Genomic DNA, 15,442 nt, shown 5'->3' on the forward strand with positions numbered 1-15,442 from the left:
GGGGTTGAGACGCGCAGATGACCACGCAGGTGCCCGAGGAGCGGAACTCCACCGCGGCGGCGACCGGCTCGACGCTGCTCGCCGAGCGGACGGTCCGCGACGTCGGCAAACGCGCCTACCTGCATCATCTCGACCTGATCCGGGTCACCACGTTCTCCCTGGTGATCTTCGTACACTGCCTGACGCAGACCACCGACGAGATGAACAGCCTGCCGGTCAACACGACGTCACTGCTGTTTCACGCGACCCGCAACATGTTCTTCGCGCTGACCGGCTACGTGTTGATGTATCAGTACTTCGACCGCCCGGGATTCAGCACCATCGAGTTCTGGCGCCGGCGCCTCGGCCTGGTGATCTTCCCGTACCTGATCTGGTCGGCGATCTACTGGATCGTCAAGGACGTCTGGGCCCGCGACCGGGTCGGCGACGTGTTGTCGAACCCGATCGGCGGCCTCGAGGAGTTCGCCCGTCTGGCCGGTTGGGGACTGTCGGGCTTCCAGATGTACTTCCTGTTCGTGATGCTGCAGGTGTACCTGCTGTTCCCGCTGGTCCTGTGGCTGGTGCGGGCGACGGCCGGCCGGCACGCGATCCTGCTGGGTGCCAGCCTGGCGGTGCAGGTGGCGATCACCTACACCATCACCTATTGGCATCCGCCGGCCGAGATCGCCGGGTACTGGTGGCACCACTACGCGACATTCGTGCCGTATCAGTTCTTCATCCTCTACGGGGCCGTCGCGGCCGCGCACCGCGAGGCCATCGCCGACTGGCTGTCGGGCAAGGGGTGGTGGCTGTTCGGGGCGCTGGTGGGAACCGGCGCGTTGGCCGTCGGCGTGTACCTCGGCGGCGTGTGGTTCGGCGACGAACCCGTCCACTCCAGCAACTCGGCCTTCTTCCCCTACCTGCTGCCGTTCATCATCGTGATGATCGCGTGCCTGTACGCGGCCGCCACACACTGGGCCGAGCACTGGCGCGACTTCACCCCCCGCTTCGCCCGGGCGGTGTCGTTCGGGGCGAACCGTTCCTTCGGCGTATTCCTCGCGCACGTGCTGGTGCTGTTCTTCGTCCTGCGACCCCGATCCGGCGACCAGCCGTGGGTGCTGGCGACATTCGGGCAGCCGCTCGGCACGATCGTCACCTACCTCGCGACAATCCTCGGGTCGCTGCTGCTGGTGGAGATCCTGCGCCGGCTGCCGGGATCGCGGTACCTGACCGGGCGCCCCCGCCTGCCGCTGCGACGCGCGACGCACTGACCGCACTCACCCCGGCCGCACAACGGCCAACAGCGCGTTCGGACCGGCCAGCAGCAGTTCGCGCAAGTGATTGCGCACCAGCGTCCACGTCGGGCAGTCACAGTCGGCGGCCACCCCGACGGCGTCGACGCCCCTGCGGCGACACAACGCGATCGCCCGCGGCAGGTGGAAGTCCTGGGTGACGATGACCGCGCGCCGCACCCCGTAGACGTCGTGGGCGCGGCGGCAACTCGTGTCGGTGTCGATCCCGTGCGGGTCGTCGACGATCACCTCCGGTGAGACGCCGCGGGCCTCCAGGTAAACGCGCATCACCGCCGGTTCGTCGCCGGCCGCGGCCGAGCCGTTCCCCGAATCGATGATCCGGTCCACCCGACCTGTCGTGAAGAGCGCCGCCGCCGTGTCGAGCCGTCCCCGCACATAGTCGCCCGGCTCGCCGTCGTGCACAAGTGAGCCCAGCACCAGCAGCGTCGAGTCGGTCCTGATCGCGGAGGCCTCGACGACCCGACCCGACGAGGACAGATGGGTCCAGGTCATCGCGATGGTCACGATCAGCTCGATCGCCACGAGCAGGATCAGGACCACGACGGAGACCGGGCGCACCCCTCTCACGTTAAGTGGGTCGTTGGTCACCTTGCTCACCAATTGTGGGCCCACGCGTCTGTCGGCGTCGATACTGGAAGGAGCCGGGCCGGCGCCACCTCCCCACGTGGACACACGCCCGCCCGTCCGAGCGCCCCGGAGGTCACCCCCATGCCCTACATGCCGGTCACCGAATCGATGTTCCTGATCGCGGAGACGCGGGAACAGCCGATGCACGTCGGAGGCCTCCAGCTGTTCATCCCGCGTGAGGGCCAGACGGGGACCGAGTTGGCCGAGGAGTTCTTCGAGGCCTACCACGGATGCCGCAACGTCCGCCGGCTCTTCCGCAAGCGGCCCACCCCACCGGCGATGCTGATGGGCTACCTCTCCTGGTCCTACGACGACGACATCGACTTCGATTACCACGTCCGACGGGCGACCCTCCCCCACCCAGGACGGATCCGCGAACTGTTGCGCTATATCTCGCTGCACCACAGCGCGCTGCTCGACCGCACCCGGCCGATGTGGGAGCTGCACATCATCGACGGCCTCGAGGACGGGCGGGTCGCGGTCTACACCAAGATCCATCACTCCCTCATGGACGGGGTGTCGGCGCTGCGGCTGCTCCAGGACACCCTGTCGACCGACCCCGACGACCGCAACGGGACCGCGATGACCGACCCGATGCTGAGCCGGTCGAAGAAGCCCAAGCCCCAGACACCCGGACCCGGGCTGCTGTCGTTCGGCGGCGTGACCCGACTCGCCGGGCGGGCCGTCGGTGTGGCGGGCCAGGCCCTCGACGTCGCGGGCCAACTCGTCGGCGTGGCGCCGGCGGCCGCGAAGATCGCGTGGACCGCGATCACCGACGACGACTTCGCCTCACCGTTCGTGCCGGCACCGCACACCATGCTGAACGTGTCGATCGGCAGCGCCCGACGGTTCGCGGCCCAGGGTTGGCCGCTGGAACGGCTGCGCGCGATCGCCGACGCACTCGACATCACCCTCAACGACGTGGTCGTCGGTATGTGCTCGGGCGCGGTGCGCTCCTACCTCATCGACCAGGACAGCCTGCCCGACGGGCCGCTGCTCGCCGCGCTTCCCGTGTCGATGCGTCAGGAAATCTCCACCGAGGGGAACAAGGTCACCCTGATCCTGGCCAACCTGGCCACCGACCAACCCGACCCGGAGCGGCGGCTGGCGACGGTGGTGTCCTCGACCCGAAGCGCCAAGAAGATCATCCGCAACCTGTCGCCGCTGCAGGCACTGGCGTTCGGCGTCGCCAGCGGCGCGCCGCTGGCCCTGGCCACCATTCCCGGATTCGTCGACTACACGTCGCCCCAGTTCAACCTCATCATCAGCAACGTGCCGGGACCGCGCGAACACATGTACTGGAACGGCGCCCGACTCGATGGCATCTACCCGGTGTCGATCGCGATGGAGGGACTCGCCATCAACATCACGGTGGCGACGGCGGCCGACCACGTCAACTTCGGCATCATCGGAGCGCGCAAGGAACTTCCGAGTCTGCAGCGCATCCTGACGCACCTCGACACCGCCCTCGAGGAGATGGAAAAGGTTGCCGGCATCAACGATCGGGGTAAGCGGTAGTCGTGCCGGGAGGGTCCACGCGTGCGAACTTGGTCACAGCGATCCGGCCGCCGATCATCTGACCTGGCAGTAAGTTGCAGGTGAGTGCCCTCTGCGACGACATCGGCCGTGGGACAGAGAGTTGGTTAGGTAAACCTTGGCAGCGCTTCAACCGCGCAAGCAACTACGGTTACCTGTAATACACGTCGGCCCGCGTGCGCTTCAGCCCTGCGTAGACGGGCCGAGATCACTCTAGAGAGGGGCCGTGACGCCGTGAATGCCACGACGATCACCATCGGCACAACCGCCGCTGTCATCAGTCTCTTCTGTTGGGCGCTGTTCCTGCGCGGTGTGTGGACCATGGTGCGGTCCATCGCGCAGGGTCAGCGGGTCGACAGCTCCCGGTTCTGGCCGTTCTTCCCGCGCCTGTGGACGATGATCAAGGAGTTCATCGCCCACACGCGGATGGTGAAGTTCCGCTCCGTCGGCTGGGCGCACTGGCTGGTCATGGTCGGCTTCCTCGGCGGCTTCCTGCTCTGGTTCGAGGCCTACGGACAGTCGATCGATCCAGAGTTCCACTGGCCGGTGTTCGGCAACTGGTTCATCTGGCATCTCTGGGACGAACTGCTGGGCATCGCGACCGTCGTCGGCATCATCGTGCTGATGGTGATCCGCCAGCTCAACCATCCGCGGATCCCCGAGCGCATCTCCCGCTTCAGCGGTTCGCGGTTCGGCGCCGCCTACTTCGTCGAGATCGTGGTGCTGCTCGAGGGCCTCGGCATGATCTTCGTGAAGTCGGGCAAGATCGCCACGTACGGCCACGCGAACTCCGCCTCGGACTTCTTCACCATGCAGGTCGCCAAGATCCTGCCCGCCAGCGCGACCCTGGTCGCGATCTTCGCGGTGATCAAGCTGATGAGCGGCATGGTCTGGCTGGCCGTCGTCGGTCTCAACATCGACTGGGGCGTGGCCTGGCACCGGTTCGCCGCGTTCCCGAACATCTACTTCAAGCGTGAGCAGGACGGCGGGGTCGCGCTCGGCGCCGCCAAGCCGATGATGTCGGGCGGCAAGGTCCTCGACATGGAAACCGCCGACCCCGATGTCGACGCGTTCGGCGCCGGCAAGGCCGAGGACTTCAGCTGGAAGGCCTGGCTGGACTTCACCACCTGCACCGAGTGTGGCCGCTGCCAGAGCCAGTGCCCCGCCTGGAACACCGGCAAACCGTTGTCGCCGAAGCTGCTGATCATGTCGTTGCGCGACCACGCCCAGGCCAAGGCGCCCTATCTGATGGCCGGTGGCCGCACGGATATGGGCGGCGACGAGGTCGGTCTGGTCGACGCCGACGGCAACGTCGACGAGGCGAAGCTCGCCAAGATCCCGGAGACCGCCCGCGCGGAGGCCGCCCGCAAGCTGGTCGGCGAGTCCAAGGGCGCGCTTCGCGACGCGTCGCCGGTCGACGGTGAGTTCGATCCCGAGGCGCTCGGTGCGGTCATCGACACCGAGACGCTGTGGAGCTGCACCACCTGCGGTGCCTGCGTCGAGCAGTGCCCCGTCGACATCGAGCACGTCGACCATATTCTCGACATGCGCCGCTACCAGGTGCTCATCGAGTCGGACTTCCCGACCGAGCTCGCCGGCTTGTTCAAGAACCTCGAGAACAAGGGCAACCCCTGGGGTCAGAACGCCTCGGCGCGCGGCAACTGGATCGATGAGATCGACATCGACATCCCGGTCTTCGGTCAGGACGTCGACTCCTTCGAGGGCTTCGAATACCTCTTCTGGGTCGGCTGCGCCGGCGCGTATGAGGACCGCGCGAAGAAGACCACCAAGACCGTCGCCGAACTGCTCGACATCGCCGCGGTCAACTTCCTCGTCCTCGGTGAAGGCGAGACCTGTACCGGCGACTCGGCACGCCGCGCCGGCAACGAGTTCCTGTTCCAGATGCTCGCGCAGCAGAACATCGAGATGCTGGGTGAGGTGTTCGCGACCGCACCCGAGCAGCGCAAGAAGATCGTCGTCACGTGTGCGCACTGCTTCAACGCCCTGGGCAACGAGTACCCCCAGGTGGGCGGGAACTACGAGGTCGTGCACCACACCCAGCTGCTCAACCGCCTGGTGCGTGACAAGCGCCTGGTGCCGGTCGCCCCGCTCGGCGAGGGCGTCACCTACCACGATCCGTGCTACCTGGGCCGCCACAACAAGGTCTACGACGCCCCGCGCGAGCTGATGGGCGCGTCGGGGTCGCAGTTGACGGAGATGCCACGTCACGGCGAACGGTCCATGTGCTGCGGCGCCGGCGGTGCCCGCATGTGGATGGAAGAGCAGATCGGCAAGCGCATCAACCTCGACCGGGTCGATGAGGCGCTCGACACCCTCGGTAACGGCGATCAGCCGCGCAAGGTGGCCACCGGCTGCCCGTTCTGCCGCGTGATGCTGACCGATGGTGTGACCGCGCGGACCGCCGGCACCGAGAACGAGGGCAAGGTCGAGGTCGTCGACGTCGCGCAGCTGCTGCTCGAGTCGGTCAAGCGCGGGGCACCCGACGTGAGCCGTGGTGGCCGCTTCCTCGGCCCGGTCACCAAGCCGGCGCCCGAACCCGAGGCCCCGGCCGAGGAGAAGGTGCCGGCGGCTGCGGCCGCCACCGCTGGGGTCGCCACCGCTGCGGCGGCGACCGCCGTCGCCACCGAGGCGGCGGCGAAGCCGAAGGTCGGCCTGGGTATGAAGGGCGGCAAGAAGCCTGGTGCGGCGGCCAAGTCGGCACCGGCTCCCTCGGCTCCGGCTGCCTCTGCACCGGCTCCCGCCGGGGCGTCGGCTCCGGCCGAGCAGAAGCCCGCGAAGGCCAAGGGATTCGGCATGGGCGCGGCCAAGCGACCGGGGGCCGCGAAGGCGGCACCGTCGGCAGCTCCGGCTCCCGCCGAGGCCGAGTCGTCAGCCGCCGTCGAAGCCGCCGCCACAGAATCCACCGCTGCCGAATCCACCGCAGTCGAATCCACCGCGGCGGCCGAGAAGAAGCCCGCCGCCAAGGGATTCGGCATGGGTGCCAAGGCCAAGCGTCCGGGGGCCAAGGCGGGCGCCGCCGCACCCGCCGCGGGTGTCACGGCACCCGCCGAGAGCAAGGTCGCCGAGGCCGAATTCTCCCCGGCCGCCGCGCCGACGGCGGACACCCAGACGGCGACCGCAGGCGCGGCCGCGGTGACCGAGGAGAAGCCCGCCAAGGCCAAGGGATTCGGCATGGCCGCCGGCAAGAAGCGGCCCGGAGGCATCGGCAAGGCGGCACCTGCTGCGGCATCGACACCGGCACCGGCAGCTGCCGCAGCAGCGGCGGCACCCGCGCCTGCGGAGACGCCGGCGCCCGCCGAAACACCTGCGGCGCCGGATGAGACGGCACCCGAGGCCGGCGCGGCTGCCCTGACCGAGGAAAAGCCTGCCAAGGCCAAGGGATTCGGCATGGCCGCCGGCAAGAAGCGGCCCGGTGGCATCGGCAAGGCCGCACCCAAGCCGGCCGCGTCGGCACCAGCCCCGACCGAAGCGCCGGCGGCCCCCGCCGAGAGCGCACCGGAACCCACCGCGGAGCCGGAGTCCACTGCGGAGCCGGAGCTCGAGACTGCGTCGACCGAGGCCGAAAGCACCGCCGCCACACCGGAGTCGACGCCGTCGCCGGACGGCTCCGCAGGCCGGACCTTCACCGAGACCGGGGCGTCGAAGGCGAAGGGCTTCGGCATCGCGGCCGGCAAGAAGCGTCCCGGCCACCGCTGAGACCCGGATCGGTTGCTCGGTATGCCGGATTCTCGGCGCCGGGCAACCGATCAGGGCAGATCCCACGCGGGCGGGTCCACCGAAAATCCGTTTGCGCTGGGCTGTCAGAATTGAACTCGTGAGTAGACCGTATGTATCGCACCTGAACCAGAACCTCAAGCCACTCGAGCAGTCGCAGAAGCTGCAGAACGTGTGCTACGAGATCCGGGGGCCGGTGCATGCGCACGCCGCGCGGCTCGAAAACGAGGGCCACCGGATCATGAAGCTCAACATCGGGAATCCGGCGCTCTTCGGTTTCGAGGCCCCGGACGTGATCATGCGCGACATGATCCACGCACTCCCCTACTCCCAGGGCTACTCCGAATCGGCCGGTGTGCTGTCGGCCCGGCGCGCGGTGGTCACCCGCTACGAACTGATCCCCGACTTCCCCTACTTCGACGTCGACGACGTGATCCTCGGTAACGGTGTGTCCGAACTGATCACGATGACGATGCAGTCGTTGCTCAACGACGGCGACGAGGTCCTCATCCCGGCCCCCGACTATCCGCTGTGGACCGCGATGACCTCGCTGTCGGGCGGACGTCCGGTGCACTACCGCTGCGACGAGGACAACGGCTGGAACCCCGACATCGCCGACATCGCCGCGAAGATCACCGACCGCACCAAGGCGATCGTCATCATCAACCCCAACAACCCGACCGGTGCGGTCTACTCCCGCGAGGTCCTGCAGCAGCTCGTCGAACTCGCGCGCCAGCATTCACTGCTGATCCTGGCCGACGAGATCTACGACAAGATCCTCTACGACGACGCCGAACACATCAATGTCGCATCGTTGGCGCCGGATCTGTTGTGTATCACCTTCAACGGCCTGTCCAAGGCCTACCGCGTGTGCGGTTACCGCGCCGGCTGGCTCGTGCTCACCGGCCCCAAGGACCACGCCAAGGGCTTCATCGAGGGGCTCGGCATCCTGGCGTCCACCCGGCTGTGCGCCAATGTGCCCGGCCAGCACGCCATCCAGGTCGCGCTCGGCGGCTATCAGAGCATCGACGCGCTCGTGGCCCCAGGTGGGCGCCTGTACGAGCAGCGCAACGTCACCTGGGACAAGCTCAACGAGATCCCCGGTGTGAGCTGTGTGAAACCGATGGGCGCCCTCTACGCGTTCCCGCACCTCGACCCGAACGTGCACGAGATCCACAACGACGAACTCTTCGTCCAGGATCTGCTGCTGCAGGAGAAGATCCTGGTGGTCCAGGGCACCGGCTTCAATCTCACCGACCACAACCACTTCCGGATCGTCACCCTGCCGTGGTCGCGCGACCTCGGGAATGCGATCGAACGGATCGGGAACTTCCTGTCCTCGTATCGGCAATAGTCGTTTCGCCAGGCGGTCTGGTCGCGTGCCCCACACGCAGAACTCGCAGAAGCACGGAGAACTCTGCGTGTTTCTGTGAGTTCTGCGTGTGGCCAGAAATGGGTGGACCCGAAACGGCCGCCCGTGCGTCCAACGAACATGCATGAGTTTCCTACCGATTCCCACGGCATCATCTTTCGACGGGCCGCGATCGACCACGGTTTCACCGACAGTCAGCTCGCCCGAGCGGTGGCCGACAAGAAGCTGACCCGGATCTGGCCGGGGGCCCTCATCGCAGCGTCAGCGGTTCCAGCCAAACCCGAGGAGCTGCATCGCCTGAAAGCTCGCGCCGCCGCCGAGCTCTGCGGCGGGACCGCATTGAGCCACGAGTCGGCGGGACTGCTGCACGGGTTGTCGCTGTTGCGCCCTCGCCTTGCCAGAGTGCACTTCTCCACCGGCTTCACAACCGGTGGTCGCGTCGAGAAGCGGCGGCATCTGCACTCCGGTGCGCTCGAGGACCGGGACACCACGGTGTTCGACGGGGTCGGTGTGACGACCCTGGAACGCACGGCCATCGACATCGCCTGCAGCGCAGGTTTCCCCGAAGCCCTGGCGGTCCTCGATTCGGCCCTGCGACTCGGCGCCGATGCCGAGGTTCTCGCCCATCTACTCGACGGCCGTCATCGTCGTAGCGTGGCCTTCGCCAGACGCGCACTCACCCACGCCGACGCCGGTGCGCAGAACGCAGGCGAGTCGTGGGGACGCGCCCAAATCATCGTCGCAGGCCTTCCGGTACCACGCCTGCAGCACAAGTTCTACAACTCGCACGGCGACTTCATCGCCCAGACCGACTACGACTGGCTGGGCAAGCTCGTCGCCGAGTTCGACGGTATGACGAAATACCAGAGTCATCTCGAACCCGGCGAAACCCCGTTCGATGCGATGCGCCGCGAGAAGGAACGCGAGGACGCGCTGCGCCGTCTCGGGATCATGGTGATCCGCTGGGTGTGGAAGGACCTGCAGCGCGGCCCGGTGGTGCCGATGGTTCGCGAATGGCTCGACCGGCTCGGGCTCACCCCGCACCCCACACACCCGATGTACGCCCAACGCACCCTGGCCTATTCATGTAACCGTTGGTAACGTCTGGCACCATTCGATCACCGGAGGGGGAGTCGCATGGTCGAATGGCGTAAGCGCGCGGTCAGCAACGACGGGATCGGGCTGGCCGTCTTCGAGGTCCACGGGTCCGAACCCGACGACGACGACCGCCCGACGGTGCTGTTGGTCCACGGTTGGCCCGACACCCATCACCTGTGGACGCACGTCGCGCCGATCCTCGCGCGGGATTTCCATGTGGTGGCCTATGACTGTCGAGGCTTCGGCGAGAGCGACCACCCCTCCGGCGACGCCACGTATCGGCTCAGCCTCCTCGCCGACGACCTGTTCGCGGTCGCCGAGGCCGTCAGGCCCGATGAACCCGTGCACGTCGTCGCCCACGACTGGGGATCGATCCAGGCCTGGGAGGCCGTCGCGCGTCCCGGCGCGGAGAATCGGATCGCCTCGTTCGTGTCGGTGTCCGGACCGAGCCTCGACGACCTGGCCCTGTGGGTGCGAGAGAACGTGAGCCATCCGACCCCGCGCAATCTGGGCCGACTGCTCGCGCAGGCGGCGTCGTCGGCCTACACCGTCTTCTTCCAGCTGCCGGTGCTGCCGAGGCTGTTCTTCACGGCGGTCGGTTCGGCTCGCCTGTGGCGGGCATTCCTGCATCGCATCGAGGGGACACCACCTCACCACGTGGTGGTCGCCACGACCCTGCGCGACGACATGGTCTCGGGACTGCGCCTCTACCGCGCGAACATCCGCCCCGCGATGACCGCGCCGCAACCCGCCACCACCTTCGTGCCCGTGCTCGAGGTGATCAACGAGCGGGATATCGCCTTGCGCCCGGCCATCTTCGACGGAACGCACCGACGCGTCCAGCGGCTGTGGCGGCTGCGCACTCCCACCGGCCATTGGCTGCCGTACACCCATCCGGAGTATCTGGCCGATGTGGCTCACGACTTCATCGCCACCCACGCACCGGCGGCAGGTATCTGCGCGACCGGGCACCTCGACCGCGCCCGCCTGTTCGGCATGCCGACACCGCTGTCGGGCAAGCTCGCCGTGGTCACCGCCGGCGGCAGCGGACTGGGCCGCGAACTGGCCTTCGCGCTCGCCGAGATGGGGTGCGCGCTGGTACTCGCCGACACCGATCTCCCGCGACTCGACGAGACCGCCCGGCAGAGCAAGGCTTTCGGCGCCCAGGTGTCGACGTATGACCTCGACCTGTCCGACACCGCCGCCGTCCGCTCCTTCGCCGAGTCGGTGCGCGCCGCGCACGGCATCGCCGACATCGTGGTCAACGACACCGGGATCATCTGGTCGACAAGCACTTTGGACGCCGCCGACGACGACGTCGACCACCTGCTGGAGGTCGAGCGAGGCGTCATCGCAAGCAGCCGCGCATTTGGTCGGCAGATGGTGGAACGTGGCGTGGGTGGGCACATCGTCAACGTCGCGCCGGCCGTCACATCCGAACGGTCGCGGGAGTCGGCCGCCGGGGCGGGCGTGATCACGTTCTCCGCCTCGCTCCGCGGCGAACTCGCCGACCGCCGGATCGGAGTGACCAGTGTCCGTCCCGGCCCGCACGACTCGTCGCGCGACGACGGCCCGCACGACTTGTCGCGCAGGGCCGCGCGGGCCGTCGTCGCCGCGATCATCCGCAACAAGCCCGTCGCCACGATGCCCTCCGACACCACGCCCGCCCATCGCGTCGCTGCCCGACTGTCCCGAATCATCCGACGTCACACGGCCTGACGCGCGGGCGCGGCAGCGGCCACCTCGTCGTCGACGTCGAGGTCGGCGGTCTCCGCGACGATCAGCTCACCGTCGCGATGGCCGACCGTATCCCGCAACAGGAACGCTGCCGCGAGCGCCGCGGCCGCGGTCACCGCAACCGCAACCCACACCGCGCTGTGCAGGCCTTCGACGAACACCTCCTGGACCGCGATCCGCACCTGCTCGGCCACCGCAGCCGGTGCGCGTTGTGCCACCTCGACACCGGCCATCACCGAGTCCTCGGCGATCGCGGTCGCCGCTCTGGGCACCCCGAGCAACTCCAGTCGGTCGGCGACGCCCGACGTGTACACCGACGTCAGTACCGAACCGAGCACCGCGACACCGAGCGTGCCGCCGATCTCGCGGGTGGTGTCGTTGACCGCCGACCCGGCACCGGCCTGCTCCGGGGTCAGCGCGTCCATGATCAGCTGGGTGCACGGACCGGAGATGAACGCCAGCCCCATCGCCATCAGCGACATCGACCAGATGATCAGTTCCCAGTAACCCGATGTACGGGAGGCGATCTCGACGAGCGCGAACCCGCCGGACATCAGCGCGGCGCCGACGACGGCGACGAGCCGCGGCCCGAACCGGTGCGACAGCGCCATCGCGACCGGCGAGAACACCGCCACCACGATCGCGAACGGCAACGTTCGCAACCCCGCGTCGAAGGGACCGTAGCCCTGGACCGCCTGGAAGTACTGGGTGATCAGGAAGGTGAAGCCGAACAGGGCGAAGAACGCGATGCTGATCATGCCCGCAGCGGTGGCGAAGCGGCGGTTGGCGAACAGCCGTATGTTCAGGATCGGGTGATCGGTGGTCAGTTCCCACCAGACGAAGAGCGCCAGCGCGGCCACCGCGAGCATCAGTCCGCCGACGATGCGCGTATCGGTCCAGCCGAAGTGCGGCCCCTCGATGACGGAATAGGTGAGCAGACCGAGGCCGGCGATCGACAGGGCCAAGCCGGTGATGTCGAAGCGCGGCACCGATTCCGGCCGACTACCGGGCACCACCGCGACGATCGCAGCCGCCGCGACGACGCCCACCGGGACGTTGACCCAGAACACCGACGACCACGAGAAGTGTTCCAGCAGCCAGCCGCCCATCAGCGGCCCGATGGCCACCGAGATCCCCGACGTCGCCGCCCAGATTCCCACGGCCGCAGCACGTTGCCGTGGTTCGGTGAAGATCGCGGTGATGATGGCCAGGGTCGCCGGGAAGACCAGTGCGGCGAACATTCCGAGGCCGCCGCGGGCAGCGATCAACTGCCCAAGTGTCTGCGATGACGCCGCCGCCATCGACACCGCGATGAATCCGCCGATCCCGATGAGCAGCATGCGGCGATGCCCGAACCGGTCGCCGAGATGGCCACCGGTGAGCAGGAGTCCGGCGAAGACGAGGGTGTAGGCGTCGACGATCCATTGCAGTCCCGAGATCCCGGCGTCGAGATCGCGCCCGAGCGTCGGCAACGCGATGTTGACGATCGTGTTGTCGACCATGACCAGGAGTTCGGCGAAGCACAGCGCCGCCAGAGCCAACCAACGGTTTTTCATGACTGCCCCTTTCAGATGAGGTTCGAGCAGATGACTTAGAACATTGTCACACCGTTGTAGTACATTGTTCTATTCAAGAAGAACACTGTTCTAGTAGACTTGTCAACATGTCACCGTCGAAAACCCGCACCCCCGCCACGGAGGTCCGCTCCGCGTTGATCGCGGCGGGCCGTCGCATCCTGGAGAAGGAGGGAGCCGCCGCCCTGACCGTCCGCGCGGTCGCGACCGAGGCCGGTGTCGCACCCATGGGCGTCTACAACCACTTCGAGGGCAAAGAGGGCCTGCTCAACGCGGTCGTGACCGCCGGCTACGCCGAGTTCGCCGACACCGTGGCCGCCACCGACAGCGACGCTGCGATGCGCCTGCGCAACAGCGGGCGCAACTACCGGGCGTTCGCCCTGGCCAACCCCACGCTGTACTCGTTGATGTTCTCCCTCGAGTGCCGGGCCGACGACGAGGTGGCGGGCCGCGCGTTCGAGGTGTTGGCCGACATCATCCGTTTCGGTCAGGCCGGCGGGACGATCCGCGACGGCGATGCCCTGATGCTCGCGGCCCAGACCTGGGCGTGCGTGCACGGCGCGGTCTCCCTGGAACTCGGTGCGTCCTTCCCACCCTTCATCGACCCGGCCGAGGCCTACGAGCAGGTCCTCGACCTGGTTGCGCGCGGTCTGTCGAGTCCCCCCGACGGTCCGTCGCCATCTGGGACAATGACGCCGTGACCGAATACCGGATCGACGATCTGGCGCGTGAGGCGGGCACGACCACGCGCAATGTGCGGGGCTACCAGGACCGCGGACTACTCCCCCGCCCAGCCCGCCGTGGCCGCATCGCGATCTACACCGACGTCCACCTGGCACGGCTGAAGGTCATCAACGATCTACTGAAGAGAGGCTTCACGATTCGCCACATCGGCGACTTCCTGTCCGGGATGCAGCGCGGCGACGACCTCGTCGAAGTTCTCGGACTCGAGGAGATCGTGACCGAGCCCTGGTCCACGGCGACGTCGACATCGATGACGGTCGGGGACCTCGAGGAGCTCCTGAACACGCAGAATCCGGCACACTTCGAGCGGCTGATCGAGTTCGGTCTCATCGAACCCCAGGAATCCGACCGCGCCCCTGACTGCTACACCATCCACGATCAGGAGACGGTGTCCGCATACGGCCGTCTGGTGAAGCTGGGTCTGCCGCTGGGCGGCATCCTCGATGCGCACGGTCGACTGGACCGGCAGATGGCGGCGGTGGCCGAGACCGTCATCTCCGCCGGGCGTCTCGCCTTCACCGAGGGACACGTCGACGGCTGGCTCCCGCAGACCGCAGCCGAATCCGATTGGGCGACAGAGCTTCTCAGCGAGCTGCGCAAGGCCACCACCGTGTCCGCGCACAACGCGCTCAACCGCGCGCTGGATCGGGACCTGGCCCGGCAGGTCAACGACTACATGGGCCGGGCCCGGAGATCGGCCGCCGAGCAGGACGGCAGCGGCGCGTCCGGCGCGGACCAAACGAACTACACGGACCAACCGGGACGATCAGGGTAAGACGATCGGCGGCAGCCCTGGGATCGGATTCGGAATGGTGACGCGCGGCGGAACGACCGGCGGAAGCAGCGGGGGAAGCTGCGGAAGCGGACTCGGGTTGGCACTCGGCCCGCTCGGCCGGGTGTTCGGGGCCTGCCGCGTCTGCTGCGGCTGGTTGTAAGTGGTCTCCGGAGGCGGTGGGGGCGGCGTGTAGCGCAGCGCGGCCCGCCGGGCCTCGGCGACGTCCGCGGGATCGGCATATGTCGCCGTAGCCGACGGCGACGTGTTCGGCGCCGGGAGGGCCGACGACGGTTCGGCCGGCCCATCGCGGGTCATGGCGACGGCGACGCCGCCGACCCCGATGACGGCACATATGGTGATACCGGCCAACAGGATTCGCGTCCTGCGTGATCGGGGTGTCACCCGGGTCGGGACCGGTACCGAAGCTTCCTTTGTCTCGGTGGTCGGCGAGCCACCCACCGCGGCAACCGATTCGACGTCGGACTCGGCGCGCGCGTCGGATTCTGCGGTGTCGGATTCTGCGGTGTCGGATTCTGCGGTGTCGGACTCGGCGCCGACGGACTCTGGGGCGTCCGGCTCTGCGACGTCGGACTCTGAGACGTCGGACTCTGAGACGTCGGACTCTGGGGCGTCGGTCTCTGGGGCGTCCGGCTCTGCGACGTCGGACTCTGCGCCGACGGACTCTGCGCCGACGGACTCTGAGGCGTCGGACTCTGCGACATCGGACTCGGCGCCGATGGGCTCTGCGACGTCGGCATTCGGCGCCGTCAGCTCCTCGGCCCGGGCCGCCGGGAAGTCGCCGGACGAACTCGCGTCCGGACCCGATTCCTGTGCCGCATCGAGCATCACCACCGGTGGCGCCCCGCGTCGGGTCAGTGCGGCGTCCAGGCCGGGCCAATTCTCGGGAGCCGACCGCATCACCACCGACGTCACCGATTCCGATGCCGTGGCC

Annotated in this window: 10 protein-coding genes and 1 pseudogene; 8 read left to right on the forward strand and 3 right to left on the reverse strand. The window is 67.9% G+C overall.

The window, feature by feature from the left end:
- Window positions 1–17: 17 nt before the first annotated feature.
- Window positions 18–1,250, forward strand: a complete 1,233-nt coding sequence (locus tag GORHZ_RS28040) for an acyltransferase (RefSeq protein WP_006339295.1) — start codon at window positions 18–20, stop codon at window positions 1,248–1,250.
- Between the two features lie 6 nt (window positions 1,251–1,256).
- Here the strand turns inward: GORHZ_RS28040 and GORHZ_RS28045 are convergent, their stop codons facing one another.
- A complete protein-coding gene (locus GORHZ_RS28045) occupies window positions 1,257–1,832 on the reverse strand; it encodes a SanA/YdcF family protein (protein ID WP_040533917.1) in 576 nt (191 codons plus the stop codon).
- 168 nt (window positions 1,833–2,000) lie between these two features.
- Between GORHZ_RS28045 and GORHZ_RS28050 the strand changes: the two genes are divergently transcribed.
- The 5 genes from GORHZ_RS28050 (at window position 2,001) to GORHZ_RS28070 (ending at window position 11,379) form a co-directional block, all read left to right on the forward strand.
- A complete protein-coding gene (locus tag GORHZ_RS28050) occupies window positions 2,001–3,437 on the forward strand; it encodes a WS/DGAT/MGAT family O-acyltransferase (RefSeq protein WP_006339298.1) in 1,437 nt (478 codons plus the stop codon).
- A 252-nt stretch (window positions 3,438–3,689) separates the two neighbouring features.
- Entirely contained in the window at window positions 3,690–7,172 is a 3,483-nt protein-coding gene (locus GORHZ_RS28055) for a heterodisulfide reductase-related iron-sulfur binding cluster (RefSeq protein ID WP_006339299.1), read from the forward strand.
- Window positions 7,173–7,290: 118 nt separating this feature from the next.
- Window positions 7,291–8,544 carry a pyridoxal phosphate-dependent aminotransferase gene (locus tag GORHZ_RS28060; protein ID WP_006339301.1) on the forward strand — a complete coding sequence of 418 codons (1,254 nt, stop codon included), beginning with the start codon at window positions 7,291–7,293 and terminating at the stop codon, window positions 8,542–8,544.
- 138 nt (window positions 8,545–8,682) lie between these two features.
- On the forward strand, window positions 8,683–9,663 hold the full coding sequence (locus GORHZ_RS28065) for a hypothetical protein (protein ID WP_006339304.1): 981 nt from the start codon (window positions 8,683–8,685) through the stop codon (window positions 9,661–9,663).
- Window positions 9,664–9,699: 36 nt separating this feature from the next.
- Window positions 9,700–11,379: an SDR family oxidoreductase gene (locus tag GORHZ_RS28070; RefSeq protein ID WP_006339307.1), complete on the forward strand. Its 1,680-nt coding sequence runs from the start codon at window positions 9,700–9,702 to the stop codon at window positions 11,377–11,379.
- Here the strand turns inward: GORHZ_RS28070 and GORHZ_RS28075 are convergent.
- On the reverse strand, window positions 11,367–12,953 hold the full coding sequence (locus GORHZ_RS28075) for an MFS transporter (RefSeq protein WP_006339308.1): 1,587 nt from the start codon (window positions 12,951–12,953) through the stop codon (window positions 11,367–11,369). The two genes, GORHZ_RS28070 and GORHZ_RS28075, sit on opposite strands and share 13 nt — an antisense overlap.
- Window positions 12,954–13,060: 107 nt before the next feature.
- Here GORHZ_RS28075 and GORHZ_RS28080 point away from each other — a divergent pair, with 107 nt between their 5' ends.
- Both GORHZ_RS28080 and GORHZ_RS28085 read left to right on the forward strand, forming a co-directional pair.
- Complete coding sequence (locus GORHZ_RS28080) at window positions 13,061–13,672, forward strand: TetR/AcrR family transcriptional regulator (RefSeq protein ID WP_006339309.1); 612 nt, start codon at window positions 13,061–13,063, stop codon at window positions 13,670–13,672.
- Window positions 13,669–14,490, forward strand: a complete 822-nt coding sequence (locus GORHZ_RS28085; RefSeq protein WP_006339310.1) for a MerR family transcriptional regulator — start codon at window positions 13,669–13,671, stop codon at window positions 14,488–14,490. Before GORHZ_RS28080 ends, GORHZ_RS28085 begins: the two co-directional genes overlap by 4 nt.
- Here the strand turns inward: GORHZ_RS28085 and GORHZ_RS28090 are convergent.
- Window positions 14,482–15,442 (reverse strand): annotated as a pseudogene (locus GORHZ_RS28090) (hypothetical protein); the annotation flags it as partial. The gene GORHZ_RS28085 and the pseudogene GORHZ_RS28090 overlap by 9 nt on opposite strands.

Origin of the sequence: Gordonia rhizosphera NBRC 16068 (assembly GCF_000298195.1) — a bacterium.
Classification (GTDB): domain Bacteria; phylum Actinomycetota; class Actinomycetes; order Mycobacteriales; family Mycobacteriaceae; genus Gordonia; species Gordonia rhizosphera.

What these genes read in the sequence shown, in the direction of transcription:
- GORHZ_RS28040 (WP_006339295.1), top strand. Translation starts at nt 18, where the DNA reads ATGACCACGCAGGTGCCCGAGGAGCGGAACTCCACCGCGGCGGCGACC.
- GORHZ_RS28050 (WP_006339298.1), top strand. Translation starts at nt 2,001, where the DNA reads ATGCCCTACATGCCGGTCACCGAATCGATGTTCCTGATCGCGGAGACG.
- GORHZ_RS28065 (WP_006339304.1), top strand. Translation starts at nt 8,683, where the DNA reads ATGCATGAGTTTCCTACCGATTCCCACGGCATCATCTTTCGACGGGCC.
- GORHZ_RS28070 (WP_006339307.1), top strand. Translation starts at nt 9,700, where the DNA reads ATGGTCGAATGGCGTAAGCGCGCGGTCAGCAACGACGGGATCGGGCTG.
- GORHZ_RS28075 (WP_006339308.1), bottom strand. Translation starts at nt 12,953, where the DNA reads ATGAAAAACCGTTGGTTGGCTCTGGCGGCGCTGTGCTTCGCCGAACTC.
- GORHZ_RS28080 (WP_006339309.1), top strand. Translation starts at nt 13,061, where the DNA reads ATGTCACCGTCGAAAACCCGCACCCCCGCCACGGAGGTCCGCTCCGCG.